Below are 14,838 nucleotides of genomic sequence, written 5' to 3'. Positions count from 1 at the left end.
GCAATCCAGAGTCTTTCCGCGGAGGGATTCTGGATTGCTTCGCTGCGCTCGCAATGACGAGGTGGAGGAGGTCTCGCGCCAAACTCCGCTCTCGTGCCCCGGACGCAGCGCAGCGCTACTTCAGCGGTGCGCTGCAGAGCCGGGGCCCATGTCTCCGAGCAATTCGTGTCGCCTTCTGGGTCCCGGCTCTGCGCAGCAGCGTTGCACGCTGCAGCGCGTCCGGGACACGAGAGACCTACACTTCCCGCCGGCTCAGGAACGCCAGCCGCTCGAACAGATGCACGTCCTGCTCGTTCTTGAGCAGCGCGCCGTGCAGCGGCGGAATGAGCTTGCGCGGGTCGCGTTCGCGGAGCTGCTCGACGCTCATGTCCTCGTTGAGCAGCAGCTTCAGCCAGTCGAGCAGCTCGGAGGTCGAGGGCTTCTTCTTCAGGCCGGGCACCTCGCGCACCTCGAAGAAGATCCGCAGCGCCTCTTCCACCAGGCGCTTCTTGATGCCGGGGAAGTGGACGTCGACGATGCGGCCCATGGTGTCGGCGTCGGGGAACTTGATGTAGTGGAAGAAGCAGCGGCGCAGGAACGCGTCGGGCAGCTCCTTCTCGTTGTTGGAGGTGATCATCATGATCGGGCGCTGCTTGGCCTTGATCGTCTCGCCGGTCTCGTAGACATGGAATTCCATGCGGTCGAGCTCGAGCAAGAGGTCGTTCGGGAATTCGATGTCGGCCTTGTCGATCTCGTCGATCAGCAGCACAGGGCGCTGCTCGGCGGTGAAGGCGTCCCACAGCTTGCCGCGCTTGATGTAGTTCCTGATGTCGGACACCCGCGCATCGCCGAGCTGGCTGTCGCGCAGGCGCGACACCGCGTCGTATTCATAGAGGCCCTGCTGCGCCTTGGTGGTGGACTTGATGTGCCAGGTCAGCAGCGGCGCGTTCAGCGCCTTCGCCACTTCCTCGGCCAGCACCGTCTTGCCGGTGCCGGGCTCGCCCTTGATGAGCAGCGGGCGCTCCAGCACGATCGAGGCATTGACCGCGACCTTGAGATCGTCGGTTGCAACATAGTCCTTGGTGCCGGTAAATTTCATCGCACGTCCTTGTTGGTCGTCGGCCGAGGCAACGCCCTGGTCGCGACATGGGAACGGCCGCCCGAGGCGGCCGTTCCTGGTTCGGTCAGGCTTTCAGGCCCGTTTTATCAGCGAAAGGATGACGAGCACAATCACCGCGCCGATGGTGGCGCTGAGGATGTCGCGGAGCATGCCACCGCCGAGGCTGACGCCAAGCTGCGGCAGCACCCAGCCTGCAACCAGCGCACCGATGATGCCGACCACGATATTGCCGATCAGGCCAAATCCCGCCCCATGGACAATCTTGCCCGCGAGCCAGCCTGCGATCGCGCCGATGACCAGTGCCGCGATAATTCCCATCGAAAACGCCCCCAAAAAGAAAGTCACAAGTCCGGCAATTCTAGAGCAAAAACCCTGCCGGTCTAGGCCTCCGCCGTCGCTGGCGCCCCTTGACGCCGGCCACCCGACGGGCAATCTGTCACTCATGTTCCTGCAATTCTTCACCTCATTGCGCGACGCGCAGGTCCCCGTGACGCTGCGCGAATACCTCACGCTGATGGAGGCGCTCGACGCCGACCTCGCGGACTACACGGTCGAGAACTTCTACTATCTGTCGCGCGCCTCGCTGGTGAAGGACGAGCGCAACCTCGACAAGTTCGACCGGGTCTTCGGCACCGTGTTCAAGGGGCTGGAAAGCCTGCTCGAGGCCATGGAGGGGGCCGAGATCCCCGCGGAGTGGCTGAAGAAGCTCGCCGAGAAATACCTGACCGACGAAGAGAAGAAGCAGATCGAGGCCATGGGCTGGGACAAGCTCATGGAGACCCTGAAGAAGCGGCTCGAGGAGCAGAAGGGCCGGCACCAGGGCGGCTCGAAGTGGATCGGCACCGCAGGCACCTCGCCGTTCGGCGCCCACGGCTACAATCCCGAAGGCGTCCGCATCGGCCAGGAGAAGAACCGCAACAACCGCGCCGTGAAGGTGTGGGACAAGCGCGAGTTCAAGGATCTCGACGGCAATGTCGAGCTCGGCATCCGCAACATCAAGGTGGCGCTGCGCCGCCTGCRCAAGTTCGCCCGCACCGGCGCGCCGGACGAGCTCGATCTCGACACCACCATCCGCGAGACCGCCAATCACGGCTATCTCGACGTCCACATGCGCCCCGAGCGGCGCAATGCGGTGAAGCTTTTGGTGTTCTTCGACATCGGCGGCTCGATGGACGCGCATATCGAGCAGGTCGAGGAATTGTTCTCGGCGGCGAAGAGCGAGTTCAAGCACATGGAGTATTTCTACTTCCACAACTGCCTCTATGAGGGCGTGTGGAAGCAGAACAAGCGGCGCTTCACCGACCGCACGCCGACCTGGGACGTGCTGCACAAATACCCGCACGACTACAAGGTCGTGTTCGTCGGCGACGCCTCGATGTCGCCTTACGAGATCATGGTGCCCGGCGGCTCGGTCGAGCATGTCAACGAGGAGCCCGGCTCGGTCTGGCTCGACCGCATCATCCGCACCTATCCGCATTCGGTGTGGCTCAATCCGGTCGCGCAGAAGCACTGGGATTATTCGGAATCCACCACCATCATCAAACGCATCTTCACCAACCGCATGTTCCCGATCACGATCGAAGGTCTGGAAGGCGCGATGAAGGAATTGACGCACTAGCGCTGCTGTCATTCCGGGGCGCGCGCAGCGCGAACCCGGAATCTCGAGGTTCCGGGTTCGATGCTTCGCATCGCCCCGGAACGACGGAAGAGAAGAAGGGAAGACCCATGCCCCAGACCATCACCCGCGGCATCAAGGCGCTGATCGACGAGGCCAATGCCGAGATCGAGACGCTCACCGCCAAGGACGCCATCGAGATCTCCAAGAACGGCGACGTCGTCATCGTCGACATCCGCGACCCCCGCGAGATCGAGCGCGACGGCCGTATCCCCGGCGCGTTCGCCTGCACCCGCGGCATGCTCGAATTCTGGATCGATCCGCAGAGCCCCTATGCCAAGCCGGTGTTCCAGGAGGACAAGAAGTTCGTGTTCCACTGCGCCGGCGGCTTGCGCTCCGCGCTCGCCGCCAAGACCGCGCAGGACAWGGGCCTGAAGCCCGTCGCCCACATCGCCGGCGGCTACGCCGCCTGGCGCGACGCCGGCGGGCCGGTGGAGCAATGGGAGCCGAAGAAGAAGGGGTGAGGGGTGCTTCGCTGTCGCTCCGATCTCCGCTGTCATTCCCCGCGAAAGCGGGGAATCCAGTACGCCGCGGCCCATCCGCTCAATCACAACCGCCTCTGGAATACTGGATCGCCCGGTCAAGCCGGGCGATGACAGCGGAGTTTGATGCGCATTGCTTCAACTTCGGAACGACAAGAAAGACATCCCATGACCCCCACCGATCCCCTCGTCTCCACCGAATGGCTCGCCGCCCACATCAGTGACGCCAACGTCAAAGTGCTCGACGCCAGCTTCAAGCTGCCGGGCGTGCTGCCGCTGCCGAAGGACGATTATCTCGCAGCCCATCTGCCGGGCGCGGTGTTCTTCGACGTCGATGCGGTGTCGGACCATTCCAACCCGCTGCCGCACATGTATCCGAGCGCCGAGCAGTTCGGCCGCGACGCAGGCCAACTCGGCATCGCCAATACCGACACCGTCGTGATCTACGATGCCGGCGGCTGGGTTGCGGCGCCGCGCGCGTGGTGGATGTTCCTGGCTTTCGGCCACGGCAATGTGCGCATCCTCAACGGTGGCCTGAAGAAGTGGCGCGCCGAGGGGCGTCCCATCGAGAGCGGCGAGGTGAGGCCGAAGCCGGCGACCTTCAAGGCGAGCTACGATTCAAACCGCGTGCGCAGCATGCAGCAGCTCGTGGCCAATGTCGAAAGCCGCGCCGAGCAGGTGATCGACGCGCGCGCCGCCGACCGTTTCGAGGGCCGCGCGCCGGAGCCGCGGGCCGGCATCCGCTCCGGTCACATCCCCGGCGCGCGCAACGTGCCCTACAATCTGCTGTTCGATGCTGCGACCGGCACGATGAAGCCGCTCGATGATCTGCGCGCCGCTTTCGCGAGCGCCGGCGTCAAGCTCGACGCGCCGATCGTGACCAGCTGCGGCTCCGGCGTTTCGGCCGGCGTGCTGACACTCGCGCTCTATCGCCTCGGCATCACCGACACCGCGCTCTATGACGGCTCATGGTCGGAATGGGGCCAGGCCGGCGGCCCCCCGGTCGCGACCGGGCCGGCGTGAGGCGTTAATAGCGGCCGCAGGCGAAGGTGCGCTCCCTCRCCCCGCTTGCGGGGAGAGGTTAAGCGGCGTCAGCGCGCGCGCGCCGTCGCGGCGAGCGCGGGCTGTTGCGGCGCGAACGGATCGTAGGTCTGTTGAACCGGTGGCGGCGGGCGCCGCACGATGTGGCGGCGCTTCTTCGCCTTCGCACTGCGCTTGGTCGCCTTGCTCTCCGGCGCGCTGGCGGCGGCCTTGGCCTTCTCCGGTGGATCCTTCCAGGCCGTGGTCGCCGGATCGTTGAACGTGGCGAACCTGGCATTCGCCATGTCGAGTGCTGAAGATGCCAAGGCGGCACTGGTCTCAGTCGACGGCGGTTCGCCGGCGGCGGCAGCCGCAACCTTGTCCACGGGGATGGATGCCGTGGTGTCGGCGACGGTGAGCGTGTCGGTCGTGGCTGGCGCGGCGGCTTCCGTCGTTGCCGGTTCGGCTGCCGGCGTGGCCTCAGTGACTTGCGGCTCGGCCTGTGCGGTCGTCTCGGTGGTCACCGTAGCGGCCTGCTCGGGCTCGCTCGCCGGCAGCGCGATGGTCGGAACCTGGTCCCGCAGCGACGGGGCTGGCGCGGCCGCCTCCGGCTCCGCGCGCAAGGCCGCAAGCACCGGCTGTGCCGGTTCGGACGCCTGCGCGAACACCTGTTCCTGCGGGCCATTCCGCCAGGACGGGTTGGTGACGTACTGCTCGTGCGTCGCCCGCAGCAGCGCGGCGGCGCCGAGGCCGAACACCAGGATGGAGGTTGACAGCAGGATCGCGGCAAACAGGAAGCGAAAGCCGGGAAGCATCGACGGGTTACGAATTTCCGCCCCGGCGGGTGGTGGCTGGGGCCCTTGAGCCATCTGAACGCGGTGACGGTACTGATTGCCGCGTTCGCCACGCGGGGATCGAAGCTCAAAGCGGAGGCGAATCAGGCTGATTCGAACATACCGCAACGATTCCGTGCCGTTCCCCTAAATTCGGGGCCAGGACTCCGGCAATCTACGGCCCGATGCGATTTCCGCCCCCGTGATGCAACGGAGCAACGGTGTGAGCTTGCATCACAAATCGCTAAATCGGGCCAAATCGGCCTGTCATGTCTTGAATGTGCCGCTATCTTCGGTCATCTGGCCGTTAACGGTCCGGACGGGGCCCGGGGACTATACAAGAGCGATGATGATCAAACATTTTCTGACGATATGCGCTGCCGCAACAGTCGCTGCGGCGGGAACCTCGCTCGCTCACGCCCAGAGCTATCCGGTCCAGCAGGCGCCGGGCTATGGCGCCCCGGCCGAATATCGCCCCGGCGACCGCACCCCGAATTTCGACGCGCTGGAAGATGACGACGACGGCATGCCGCAGGCGGCGCTGCCGCCGCCYGGTCCGGTCGATGATCCGCGTTATGGCCGCCCGGCTGGCCCTCCCGTCTACTCCGCCGCCCCGCCGCAGGGCCCAGTGATGTCGCCGGATGATCCCCGTTACGGCCGTCCTGCCGGCGCCCCCGTCTATTCCGCCGCCCCGCCACAGGGCCCGGTGATGTCACCGGACGATCCCCGCTATGGCCGCCCCGCCGGTCCGCCGGCGGTGATCTATGCCGACCGTCCGGGCCAGGCGCCTGGCAGCGACGGCCTGCGACCGCCGGAGGCCGTCGGTGGCCCGGCCGCGACCGGAGCGGTCTCGCAGCAGCCCGCCCTTGGCGCCGATGGCCGGCCGATGTCGATTGCTTCGCTGCCGCCCGAGGAGCAGCCCGACGCCGCTCCGGCGCAGTTGCCGCAGAACCTGCGCCGTCAGGAAGTCTCGCTGGCGACCAAGGAGCCGGCCGGAACGCTGATCGTCGATACTCCGAACACCTACCTCTATTACGTGCTCGGCAATGGCCGTGCGATCCGCTACGGCGTCCGTGTCGGCCGCGACGGTTTCACCTGGACCGGCGTGCAGAAGATCACCCGCAAGGCCGAGTGGCCGGATTGGCATCCGCCGACGGAGATGATCGAGCGCCAGCCCTATCTGCCGCGCTTCATGGCCGGCGGTCCCGGCAATCCGCTCGGCGCCCGCGCGATGTATCTCGGCTCGACCGTGTACCGCATCCACGGCACCAATCAGCCCTCGACGATCGGCAAGTTCGTCTCCTCCGGTTGCATCGGCATGCTGAACGAGGACGTCTCCGACCTCTTTGATCGGGTCAAGGTCGGCACCCGCGTGGTGGTGATGCCGGGTGGCCCGCCGCCGGGAACGGCGACCGCGTCCGCTGCGCCCGTGCCCGGTGCTGCTGGTCCGGCTCCGATGGCTGCCCAGGCTGGTCCGGTCCCGGGCACGCAGCCGACGGTGGTGCCGCCGCTGCCCGCGCCGGTCACCGTGCGCTAGGCGTTCCGCGAAAACTCAGTTTGCAAAAGGGCGTGCTGTCGGCACGCCCTTTGTCGTTCAGGCCAGCTTGCGCGGCAGCTCGCCGCCCTTGGTCCAGGCGTCGATCGCCTCGACCATCTGGCCGTAATGAATGCGCAATCCGTCCTCCGTCGCGTAGCCGAGATGTGGCGTCAGCACGAGGTTGTCGAGCTTGCGGAACGGATGATCGACCGGCAACGGCTCGACCGAGAACACGTCGATGCCGGCGCCCGCGATCTTCTTCTGCTGCAACGCCGCCAGCAGCGCCGCCTCGTCCACGATCGGCCCGCGCGCGGTGTTGACGAGGAAGGCGGTCGGCTTCATCCGCGCGAGATCGGCAGCTCCAACCAGGCCGCGCGAACGCTCGCTCAGCACGACGTGGATGGTGATGATATCAGCCTTTGTGAACAGCTCTTCCTTGCTGGCGTAGCCGACGCCGGCCTCCTTGCACTTCTCCGGCGTCAGGTTCGGGCTCCAGGCGATCACGTTCATGCCGAACGCTTTCGCGATGCCCGCCATCTTGCTGCCGAGCTTGCCGAGCCCGACGATGCCGAGCGTGCGGCCTTCGATCTCGGTGCCGGCAAAGGTCTGCCAGGGCTCGCCCGCATGCATGCGCGCGTTCTCGCGGCCGATGCCGCGGGTCAGTTCCAGGATCAGGCCCATGGCGAGCGGCGCGGTGGGGTCGCGGGAATATTGCGTGCCGCCGATCGCCACATTGCGCGCCTTCGCGGCGTCCATGTCGATCGAGGCGTTACGCATTCCGGAGGTCAGCAGCAGCTTCAGCTTCGGCAGCGCCTCGAACAGGCTCCTGGGGAATGCGGTGCGTTCGCGCATCGCGCAGATGATCTCGAAATCGGCGAGCGCGCTGGCCGCCGCCTGCTCGGAGGCGAAGGGATGGCTGAACACGGTGACGTCGAGGCGGTCGGAGAGTTTCGACCAGTCGGCGACGTCGAGGGCGAGGTTGAAATAGTCGTCGAGAATTGCACAGCGCAACCGCGTCATCAGCGTTCATCCAGGGCAAGGGGTGGCGCAGGCGGGAGCGCCATCATTGGAACTGGGCCATGGTTGCGCGCAATCACACCTGCGCGCAAGCCGCCGACGTTTCAAAAATCCGCTAGGGACGAAGGGTTCAGAGGTCGCGCGGCTTCAGGCGGACCGGCGCATCCATGCCGTGCTTGGCGCGCCAGGCGGGGCCGGGGCCGCGCATGTAGTGCAGCTCGGGCCGGTATGGATTGAAGGCCGTGGTGAAGAAGCGCTTCCAGAAGCCCTTGAGCTCCGTGACGAGCGCGGAGGTGCTGCCGGCTTCTGCCGGAACGGGAAAGGAATTGGTCTCGGTCAGAGCCATGGTGCGGCCTCGCTGTTCTCCCCGCCGCTTCTGCCGCGGGTGGCGTCTTTTCCGGCGCCGTGAACGAGCTTTGGCCTGCTTTATTAAAAAATGGTTTCAATTGTCCGGATTGGCGTCAGCATGGTGTCCGTCCCGTATTCATCCGTGGTGAACGGAGGGAAAACATTGCCCTTTGGGGGCGGGATCGCTACATCGGCGGCAAGCAAATTTCCTCAAATCGAAGGTTTTCGGGACCGATGGCGCGCCAATTCGTCTACTTCATGCAGGGCCTGACCAAGAGCTACCCGACCCGCAAGGTGCTCGATAACGTTCACTTGTCGTTCTACCCGGACGCCAAGATCGGCGTGCTCGGTGTCAACGGCTCGGGCAAGTCGACCCTGCTCAGGATCATGGCCGGCCTCGACAAGGAGTACAACGGCGAGGCCTGGGTCGCCGAGGGTGCCCGCGTCGGCTATCTCGAGCAGGAGCCGCATCTCGATCCGACGCTCTCCGTGCGCGACAACGTCATGCTGGGCGTCGCCAAGCAGAAGGCCATCCTCGATCGCTACAATGAGCTGGCGATGAATTATTCCGAGGAGACCGCCGACGAGATGACCAAGCTGCAGGACGAGATCGAGGCCCAGGGCCTCTGGGATCTCGACAGCAAGGTCGACCAGGCCATGGACGCGCTGCGTTGCCCGCCCGATGATGCCGATGTGACGAAACTCTCCGGCGGTGAGCGCCGCCGCGTCGCGCTGTGCAAGCTGCTGCTCGACCAGCCCGAGCTCCTGCTGCTCGACGAGCCGACCAACCATCTCGACGCCGAGTCGGTGGCGTGGCTGGAAGGCCATCTGCGCAACTATCCCGGTGCGATCCTGATCGTGACCCACGATCGCTACTTCCTCGACAACGTCACCGGCTGGATCCTCGAGCTCGACCGCGGCAAGGGGATTCCCTACGAGGGCAACTACTCGTCCTGGCTGGTGCAGAAGCAGAAGCGGCTGGAGCAGGAAGGCCGTGAGGACGCCGCGCACCAGAAGACGCTCGCCCGCGAGCAGGAGTGGGTCGCCTCATCGCCGAAGGCACGTCAGGCCAAATCCAAGGCGCGCTACCAGCGCTACGAGGATCTGCTCAAGAAGGCGAGCGAGAAGCAGACCCAGACCGCGCAGATCATCATTCCCGTCGCCGAGCGGCTCGGTGCCAATGTGGTCGACTTCGAGGGCCTCAGCAAAGGCTTTGGCGATCGCCTCCTGATCGACGATCTCACCTTCAAGCTGCCGCCCGGCGGCATCGTCGGCGTGATCGGCGCCAACGGCGCCGGCAAGACCACGCTGTTCAAGATGATCACCAAGCAGGAAACGCCGGACAACGGCACCATCACGGTCGGCGAGACCGTGCATCTCGGCTATGTCGACCAGTCGCGCGACGCGCTCGATGGCAGCAAGAACGTGTGGGAGGAAATCTCCGGCGGCAACGAGCTGATCCTGCTCGGCAAGAAGGAAGTGAACTCGCGCGGCTATTGCTCGTCGTTCAACTTCAAGGGTGCCGACCAGCAGAAGAAGGTCGGCGCGCTCTCGGGCGGTGAACGCAACCGCGTGCATCTCGCCAAGATGCTGAAGTCCGGCGCCAACGTCCTGCTGCTCGACGAACCGACCAACGACCTCGACGTCGACACGCTGCGCGCGCTCGAAGAGGCGCTGGAGGATTTTGCCGGCTGCGCCGTCATCATCAGCCATGATCGCTGGTTCCTCGACCGCATCGCGACCCACATCCTCGCCTTCGAGGGCGACAGCCATGTCGAATGGTTCGAGGGCAACTTCCAGGACTACGAGAAGGACAAGATGCGCCGTCTCGGCCAGGACAGCATCATTCCCCATCGCGTCAAGTACAAGAAGCTGACGCGGTGATGGCGGCATGATGCGGGGGGCGCTCATCGCTGCGGTGATCCTTGTCACGTGCAGCTTGTCGCCCGCCCGCGCCGCCGACGCGGCTTTCACCCAGTTCATCGCCTCGCTCTGGCCCGAGGCGCAGGCTGCCGGCGTGTCGCGCGCGACGTTCGACCAGCAGACACGCGGGCTCGAGCCCGACTACAAGCTGCCTGACCTGATCCTGCCCGGGCGGCCCGCGACCGGCGCGCCGTCGCAGGCCGAGTTCGTGCAGGTGCCTGCGGATTACGTCAGGGACGCCTCGATCGCACGCCTTGCGGGCGAGGGGCAGCGGCTGCTGCAAAAATATCGTCCGGCGCTGACGGACATCGAGAAGAGCTCCGGTGTGCCGGCAACGGTCATGCTGGCGATCTGGGGTCGCGAGACCGATTATGGCCGCTACACGCTGCCTTACGATCTCGTCCGCGTGCTGGCGACACAGGCTTATGTCGGCCGCCGCAAGGACACCTATCGCAACGAGTTCATTCTCTCGCTGAAGATTCTCGGCGAGGGCGTGGTGACGCGCAAGGACATGCGCTCGTCCTGGGCCGGCGCCACCGGGCTCACGCAATTCCTGCCGTCCGAATATTACAAGCACGGCGTCGATTTCGACCGCGACGGCCGCATCGACATCTGGCACTCGGTGCCGGACGCGCTGGCCTCCGCCGCGCAGCAGCTCGTCAACAAGGGCTGGCAGAGCGGCGTGCGCTGGGCCTATGAGGTGCAGGCGCCGGCCAAGGTCGATTGCACCAGCGGCGTGCCCGAGGTGACGAAGCCGATCGGACAATGGCTGCGCGAGGGCTTTGTGCCGGTGCGCGGACAAAAGCTGAGTGCCGCCGAGCAGGCGCAGCCGGCCTCGCTGTTACAGCCGGAAGGCATCTACGGTCCGTCGTTCCTGACCACGAAGAACTACTTCGTCATCAAGGAATACAATTTCTCCGACCTCTACGTGCTGTTCGTCGGCCATCTCAGCGACCGCATGACGAGCCCGCTGCCGTTCGCGACGCCGTGGTCGGCCTCGAAGCAAATGCGGACGAAGGATGTCGAGGCGATGCAGCGCGGGCTCACGCGCGTCGGGCTCTACAAGGACAAGATCGACGGCAAGGCCGGCATGCAGACCCGCGCCGCGCTCGGCGCCTATCAGAAGTCGGCGGGCCTCAAGGTCGATTGCTGGCCGAGCGAAGAGGTGCTGCGCTCGATCCAGGCTGCGCGCTGAGCGCGCGCCAAAAGAAAAAGCCCGGCCGAGAGGCTCGGCCGGGCTTCGATCGCGGCGCGTAGGCGCCGTGCGATCAGATCAGTAGCAGACGCGAACCGGGCGAACGACCCAGCCGTAGCCGTCCCAGTAGCGCTGGCGCTGCCAGTAGCAGGGCGGGGGCGGCGGGCCGGGCTCGGCGACATAGACGGGGCCGCCATAGGCCGGGCGGCTCGACGCGATGGCGCCGCCCACGATGGCGCCGCCGATCAGGCCGGCTGCGATTCCGGCGCCGATGTTGTCACCGGCTTTGGCAGACGGAGTGGCGGTGACCAGCGAACCGGCGACCGTCGCAACCGTGAGGGCGGCAACTAAAGTCTTCTTCATGCTCTTGGCTCTCCTGAGAGAATGGGCTCACTCTGTTAGAGGCGCCCGGGTTTCAAAGGTTCACGCACACGCTGATGGAATTGGCCTTGCAGCTAGGAAGCGCGCAAATGGTCAATCCACGGTAAACGCACACGGAGCTGTGACGAGAAAAAGCGGTCTTTTTCAGGCCCCGAGATGAACGGCGCATCCGTAATGAACCGGCCTGCAGCGTCAGCCACAGACTCTGACGCGACGGACGCGCCAGGCGTAGCCATCCCAGAAGCGCTGCCTCTGCCAGACACAGCCGTCGCCGTAATAGTCGTCAGCGACGTAGCCCGGACCCGGCGCATAGTAGCGCGGCGGGTAGTAGCCGGGGCCGTAGCCCGGACCATATGCGTAGCCGGGGCCGGGTCCGTAATAATACGGGGACGCCAGGGCGCCGCCGACAATGGCGCCGCCGATGATCCCGGCGGCCACGCCCGCAGCGACGCCGCGCTGCGCGTGGGCGGGTCCTGCGGCCGAGAGGGCCAGCACGGCGGCGGCAGCGGCTGCCAGGAGCGATTTCTTCATAGTCTCGACCTTTCACACACGGGAACACGGAACTGTTGCGGCTAAAGTTCCATACTTCGCTTGAATGATCAATGAACGGCACCTTTGCCGGGTGCGACCAATCAATACGGGAAGTAGCTCCGCCACGGAGGCGATGATGGGCAGTATGCTGGTGAACACCCTGATTGCGGCTGGGGTCATCTTCGCCATTGGCTATGGCTGGATCACCCATGTCCAGAACCGCGGCCAGCGGCGCTCGCGCGCCGCTGCGGGCGGGGATAGCGGCACCAGCTATTCGGGGACGAGTGACGGCTTCTCGCTGGGGAGCTGGTTTTCGAGCGACAGCTCGACCAGTTCGACCGACAGCGGCAGCTGCTCCAGCAGCGACAGCGGCGGAGGTGGGGATTGCGGAGGCGGCGACGGTGGGGGCGGTGGCGGCGACTAGGTCAGCCTAATCTTGATCCAGCGCAACGCCGTATTTTAGAGCCGTTCTAGGCTGGTTCCGGGCCAGTTTGGAATAGCTTCAAATACCGGTTTTTCCTTTTGCATCCGGCCGGCCCCTTAAATATCGATAGTGGCGCATCACCAAAGGGCCTGCTGCTTTCCATGATCGTCTGTTCCTGTAACGTGCTGAGCGATGACGACATCCGCGCCGCCGTCGCCGAGTCCGACGACGCTGTGCGTCATGCCAAGCAGGTCTATGGATGCCTCGGCTGTAGCGCCGAATGCGGCCGCTGCGCCCGTACCATCAAGACCATTATCGACGAAGCGCTGGGCCCCTGTGCCCAGTCCTGCTGCTCCGGCTGCCCGCACAGCCACACCGTGGCCGCCAATGACGAGACGGCCGAGCCCGCCCAGTTCGCTCTCGCGGCCTGCTGAACCCTCCACCGTCGGCTGAGCTTTTCCCCGGCTGCGTCCCCGTAGCGGGTTGCTCTCGTCCGCGAACTGATTTAGAAGCATTCTAAATTCGGCTTACAACCGATTTTGCCGCAAGAGCTGGAGTGAATCATGCAGGGCGACGCAAAAGTTATCGATTATCTCAACAAGGCACTGCGTCACGAACTGACTGCGATCAACCAGTACTGGCTGCATTACCGCTTCCTCGACAATTGGGGCCTGCGGGACATGGCCAAGGTCTGGCGCAAGGAATCCATCGAGGAGATGGAGCATGCCGACAAGCTCACCGAGCGGATCCTGTTCTTCGACGGCTTCCCGAACATGCAGGTGCTCGATCCCCTGCGCATCGGCCAGAACGTCAAGGAGATCATCGAGTGCGATCTCGCCGCCGAGATGAGCGCGCGGGCGCTCTACCAGGAAGCGGCCACCTACTGTCACAGCGTCAAGGACTACGTCACGCGCGACCTGTTCGAGAAGCTGATGAGCGACGAGGAGCACCACATCGACTTCCTCGAAACCCAACTCGACCTGATCGGCCGCATCGGCCTCGAACTCTACACCCAGAAGCACGTCGGCGGGCTCGAGGGCGAGGGCCATTAAGCTCCGGTGTCAGCCGCACACTCCGCTGTCGTCCCCGCGAAGGCGACGCGAAGGCGGGGACCCATAACCACAGGGAGTAGTGCGGTGCGATGCAGGTAACTCCGAGTCTTCGCCAAACCACTCCCTGTGGTTATGGGTCCCGGATCAGCGCTCCGCTTCGCTGCGCTTGTCCGGGACGACACCGAGCTAGATGAGCCAGCTACAGCTGCTGCTTGTAGCGCTCTTCCACGATCTCCTGACTCTCCGGCTCGCCCAAGCCCGTCTGGTCATGAATGACCTCGACGATGCTCGGCATCACCGAGCGCTGCACCTTCTCCGGCGCCCACAGCTTCGAGCGCATCAGCGCCTTGCCGCAGTGGAAATAGACTTCGCTGACGGCGATGTTCAGCACCGCGCGCGGCGGCTTGCCGAATTCCACCATGGATGCGAGCAGGTCCGGATCGGCCGACAGCGTGCCGCGCCCGCCGACGCGCAGCGTTTCGTCGATGCCGGGCACGAAGAACAACAGATGCACGAAGCCCGAGCCTTCGACGACATTCCGGAAACTGTCGATCCGGTTGTTGCCGGAACGGTCGGGCATCAGCAGTTGATTGGGGCCGGCGACGTGGACGAAGCCGATGCTCCCGCCGCGCGGCGAGGCGTCGACGCTGCCATCGGCGCCCGATGTCGCGAGCACGCAGAACGGCGACATCTCGATGAATTTCTTTGCATGCGCATCGATCGCGGGACGCGCCTTCGCGATCACGCGCGGGCTCGGCTTGGCGTAGATGGTGGCGAGGTCTTCGGCGCAAAGGTCGGTCAACGGCGTGTCTCCACTTCAGCTCCGCGTCAAACTACCGGATCGGGCCGTCTCCAGCCAACGAAATCCGGCCTGCCGTTTGCTACACTGCGTCCGCCGGCACGAAGCAACTGATGATGATGGTGCCGCGGTGGTGGACGTACCACACCACGGCCTGGCCGACCGGATTGCCGCGATCGCGGATGATGGCGCGCTCGGGCACCGCCATCCACTGCCCCTCGATCGGCACCCAATAGCTGCCGTTGCGCACGTCGTATTCGGTGCGATGGCCGTCGGAGATGTCGCAGCAGGGCACGCCGTTCGGCGCCATCACGCTCTTGAACCAGGCGCGGATGTCCGGCGGAACGTGGTCATATTGGCCGTTGTCGAACGCGAAGGCGGCGCCCGTCAGCGCTGTCGTCGCGGCCAGCCAAACACACAGTGCGAGCCTGTACATGCGATCCTCCTCATCGCGTGTCGCGCCATTCTCGCGCGATTGCCCCGCGCGTCGATTCGTATCGTTGGTGCAATTAAGCCCGAGCT

The 14,838-nt window shown here is 65.2% G+C and carries 18 protein-coding genes; 9 read left to right on the top strand and 9 right to left on the bottom strand.

The annotated features are described in order from the left end of the window. Positions 1 to 235: 235 nt before the first annotated feature. Positions 236 to 1,078 (bottom strand): AAA family ATPase, encoded by an 843-nt coding sequence (locus ACXJL8_RS05335; RefSeq protein WP_063981465.1) that lies wholly within the window; start codon positions 1,076 to 1,078, stop codon positions 236 to 238. A gap of 93 nt (positions 1,079 to 1,171) precedes the next feature. Continuing rightward, positions 1,172 to 1,417, bottom strand: coding sequence for a GlsB/YeaQ/YmgE family stress response membrane protein (locus ACXJL8_RS05330; protein ID WP_456618093.1), 246 nt, complete (start codon positions 1,415 to 1,417; stop codon positions 1,172 to 1,174). A gap of 124 nt (positions 1,418 to 1,541) precedes the next feature. Here ACXJL8_RS05330 and ACXJL8_RS05325 point away from each other — a divergent pair, with 124 nt between their 5' ends. The 3 genes from ACXJL8_RS05325 (at position 1,542) to sseA (ending at position 4,279) form a co-directional block, all read left to right on the top strand. Next, positions 1,542 to 2,717 (top strand): vWA domain-containing protein, encoded by a 1,176-nt coding sequence (locus ACXJL8_RS05325; RefSeq protein WP_456684702.1) that lies wholly within the window; start codon positions 1,542 to 1,544, stop codon positions 2,715 to 2,717. Between the two features lie 107 nt (positions 2,718 to 2,824). After that, positions 2,825 to 3,238: a rhodanese-like domain-containing protein gene (locus ACXJL8_RS05320; protein WP_456684701.1), complete on the top strand. Its 414-nt coding sequence runs from the start codon at positions 2,825 to 2,827 to the stop codon at positions 3,236 to 3,238. A 186-nt stretch (positions 3,239 to 3,424) separates the two neighbouring features. Beyond that, positions 3,425 to 4,279: a 3-mercaptopyruvate sulfurtransferase gene (gene sseA / locus ACXJL8_RS05315; protein ID WP_456617894.1), complete on the top strand. Its 855-nt coding sequence runs from the start codon at positions 3,425 to 3,427 to the stop codon at positions 4,277 to 4,279. A gap of 68 nt (positions 4,280 to 4,347) precedes the next feature. Here sseA and ACXJL8_RS05310 read toward each other — a convergent pair whose 3' ends face one another. Further along, positions 4,348 to 5,091 (bottom strand): hypothetical protein, encoded by a 744-nt coding sequence (locus tag ACXJL8_RS05310; RefSeq protein ID WP_456617893.1) that lies wholly within the window; start codon positions 5,089 to 5,091, stop codon positions 4,348 to 4,350. Positions 5,092 to 5,458: 367 nt separating this feature from the next. Between ACXJL8_RS05310 and ACXJL8_RS05305 the strand changes: the two genes are divergently transcribed. Continuing rightward, a complete protein-coding gene (locus ACXJL8_RS05305) occupies positions 5,459 to 6,646 on the top strand; it encodes a L,D-transpeptidase family protein (protein ID WP_456617892.1) in 1,188 nt (395 codons plus the stop codon). Between the two features lie 57 nt (positions 6,647 to 6,703). Here the strand turns inward: ACXJL8_RS05305 and ACXJL8_RS05300 are convergent, their stop codons facing one another. Both ACXJL8_RS05300 and ACXJL8_RS05295 read right to left on the bottom strand, forming a co-directional pair. Then, a complete protein-coding gene (locus ACXJL8_RS05300; protein ID WP_456617891.1) occupies positions 6,704 to 7,666 on the bottom strand; it encodes a D-2-hydroxyacid dehydrogenase family protein in 963 nt (320 codons plus the stop codon). A gap of 127 nt (positions 7,667 to 7,793) precedes the next feature. After that, positions 7,794 to 8,009, bottom strand: a complete 216-nt coding sequence (locus ACXJL8_RS05295) for a hypothetical protein (RefSeq protein WP_456617890.1) — start codon at positions 8,007 to 8,009, stop codon at positions 7,794 to 7,796. A gap of 236 nt (positions 8,010 to 8,245) precedes the next feature. Here ACXJL8_RS05295 and ettA point away from each other — a divergent pair, with 236 nt between their 5' ends. Both ettA and ACXJL8_RS05285 read left to right on the top strand, forming a co-directional pair. Further along, positions 8,246 to 9,895 (top strand): energy-dependent translational throttle protein EttA, encoded by a 1,650-nt coding sequence (ettA, locus tag ACXJL8_RS05290; protein WP_456617889.1) that lies wholly within the window; start codon positions 8,246 to 8,248, stop codon positions 9,893 to 9,895. 7 nt (positions 9,896 to 9,902) lie between these two features. After that, the gene (locus tag ACXJL8_RS05285) at positions 9,903 to 11,129 is read left to right on the top strand and encodes a lytic murein transglycosylase (RefSeq protein ID WP_456617888.1); all 1,227 of its coding nucleotides are present in this window, start codon (positions 9,903 to 9,905) and stop codon (positions 11,127 to 11,129) included. Between the two features lie 78 nt (positions 11,130 to 11,207). On the opposite strand, the gene ACXJL8_RS05280 is transcribed toward ACXJL8_RS05285, so the two are convergent. Further along, positions 11,208 to 11,492 carry a hypothetical protein gene (locus tag ACXJL8_RS05280; protein WP_456617887.1) on the bottom strand — a complete coding sequence of 95 codons (285 nt, stop codon included), beginning with the start codon at positions 11,490 to 11,492 and terminating at the stop codon, positions 11,208 to 11,210. A 210-nt stretch (positions 11,493 to 11,702) separates the two neighbouring features. Continuing rightward, positions 11,703 to 12,041: a hypothetical protein gene (locus ACXJL8_RS05275; RefSeq protein WP_456617886.1), complete on the bottom strand. Its 339-nt coding sequence runs from the start codon at positions 12,039 to 12,041 to the stop codon at positions 11,703 to 11,705. A 136-nt stretch (positions 12,042 to 12,177) separates the two neighbouring features. On the opposite strand from ACXJL8_RS05275, the gene ACXJL8_RS05270 reads away from it, so the two are divergent. The 3 genes from ACXJL8_RS05270 to bfr all read left to right on the top strand — a co-directional run bounded on the left by ACXJL8_RS05270 (position 12,178) and on the right by bfr (position 13,517). After that, positions 12,178 to 12,465: a hypothetical protein gene (locus ACXJL8_RS05270; protein ID WP_456617885.1), complete on the top strand. Its 288-nt coding sequence runs from the start codon at positions 12,178 to 12,180 to the stop codon at positions 12,463 to 12,465. A gap of 161 nt (positions 12,466 to 12,626) precedes the next feature. After that, the gene (locus ACXJL8_RS05265) at positions 12,627 to 12,899 is read left to right on the top strand and encodes a (2Fe-2S)-binding protein (RefSeq protein WP_212246987.1); all 273 of its coding nucleotides are present in this window, start codon (positions 12,627 to 12,629) and stop codon (positions 12,897 to 12,899) included. Between the two features lie 129 nt (positions 12,900 to 13,028). Next, the gene (gene bfr, locus ACXJL8_RS05260; protein ID WP_148750586.1) at positions 13,029 to 13,517 is read left to right on the top strand and encodes a bacterioferritin; all 489 of its coding nucleotides are present in this window, start codon (positions 13,029 to 13,031) and stop codon (positions 13,515 to 13,517) included. A gap of 199 nt (positions 13,518 to 13,716) precedes the next feature. Here the strand turns inward: bfr and ACXJL8_RS05255 are convergent, their stop codons facing one another. Beyond that, entirely contained in the window at positions 13,717 to 14,319 is a 603-nt protein-coding gene (locus ACXJL8_RS05255; protein ID WP_456617884.1) for a pyridoxamine 5'-phosphate oxidase family protein, read from the bottom strand. Positions 14,320 to 14,398: 79 nt separating this feature from the next. Further along, complete coding sequence (locus ACXJL8_RS05250) at positions 14,399 to 14,752, bottom strand: hypothetical protein (RefSeq protein ID WP_456617883.1); 354 nt, start codon at positions 14,750 to 14,752, stop codon at positions 14,399 to 14,401. Between the last annotated feature and the right edge of the window lie 86 nt (positions 14,753 to 14,838).

It is taken from the genome of Bradyrhizobium sp. P5_C11_2 (assembly GCF_054049755.1).
Note: the sequence above shows the minus strand (reverse complement) of the source record. Positions and strands in the feature narration are given on the sequence as shown.

What these genes read in the sequence shown, in the direction of transcription:
- ACXJL8_RS05335 (WP_063981465.1), bottom strand. Translation starts at nt 1,078, where the DNA reads ATGAAATTTACCGGCACCAAGGACTATGTTGCAACCGACGATCTCAAG.
- ACXJL8_RS05330 (WP_456618093.1), bottom strand. Translation starts at nt 1,417, where the DNA reads ATGGGAATTATCGCGGCACTGGTCATCGGCGCGATCGCAGGCTGGCTC.
- sseA (WP_456617894.1), top strand. Translation starts at nt 3,425, where the DNA reads ATGACCCCCACCGATCCCCTCGTCTCCACCGAATGGCTCGCCGCCCAC.
- ACXJL8_RS05310 (WP_456617893.1), bottom strand. Translation starts at nt 5,091, where the DNA reads ATGCTTCCCGGCTTTCGCTTCCTGTTTGCCGCGATCCTGCTGTCAACC.
- ACXJL8_RS05300 (WP_456617891.1), bottom strand. Translation starts at nt 7,666, where the DNA reads ATGACGCGGTTGCGCTGTGCAATTCTCGACGACTATTTCAACCTCGCC.
- ACXJL8_RS05295 (WP_456617890.1), bottom strand. Translation starts at nt 8,009, where the DNA reads ATGGCTCTGACCGAGACCAATTCCTTTCCCGTTCCGGCAGAAGCCGGC.
- ettA (WP_456617889.1), top strand. Translation starts at nt 8,246, where the DNA reads ATGGCGCGCCAATTCGTCTACTTCATGCAGGGCCTGACCAAGAGCTAC.
- ACXJL8_RS05285 (WP_456617888.1), top strand. Translation starts at nt 9,903, where the DNA reads ATGATGCGGGGGGCGCTCATCGCTGCGGTGATCCTTGTCACGTGCAGC.
- ACXJL8_RS05280 (WP_456617887.1), bottom strand. Translation starts at nt 11,492, where the DNA reads ATGAAGAAGACTTTAGTTGCCGCCCTCACGGTTGCGACGGTCGCCGGT.
- ACXJL8_RS05275 (WP_456617886.1), bottom strand. Translation starts at nt 12,041, where the DNA reads ATGAAGAAATCGCTCCTGGCAGCCGCTGCCGCCGCCGTGCTGGCCCTC.
- ACXJL8_RS05270 (WP_456617885.1), top strand. Translation starts at nt 12,178, where the DNA reads ATGGGCAGTATGCTGGTGAACACCCTGATTGCGGCTGGGGTCATCTTC.
- ACXJL8_RS05265 (WP_212246987.1), top strand. Translation starts at nt 12,627, where the DNA reads ATGATCGTCTGTTCCTGTAACGTGCTGAGCGATGACGACATCCGCGCC.
- bfr (WP_148750586.1), top strand. Translation starts at nt 13,029, where the DNA reads ATGCAGGGCGACGCAAAAGTTATCGATTATCTCAACAAGGCACTGCGT.
- ACXJL8_RS05250 (WP_456617883.1), bottom strand. Translation starts at nt 14,752, where the DNA reads ATGTACAGGCTCGCACTGTGTGTTTGGCTGGCCGCGACGACAGCGCTG.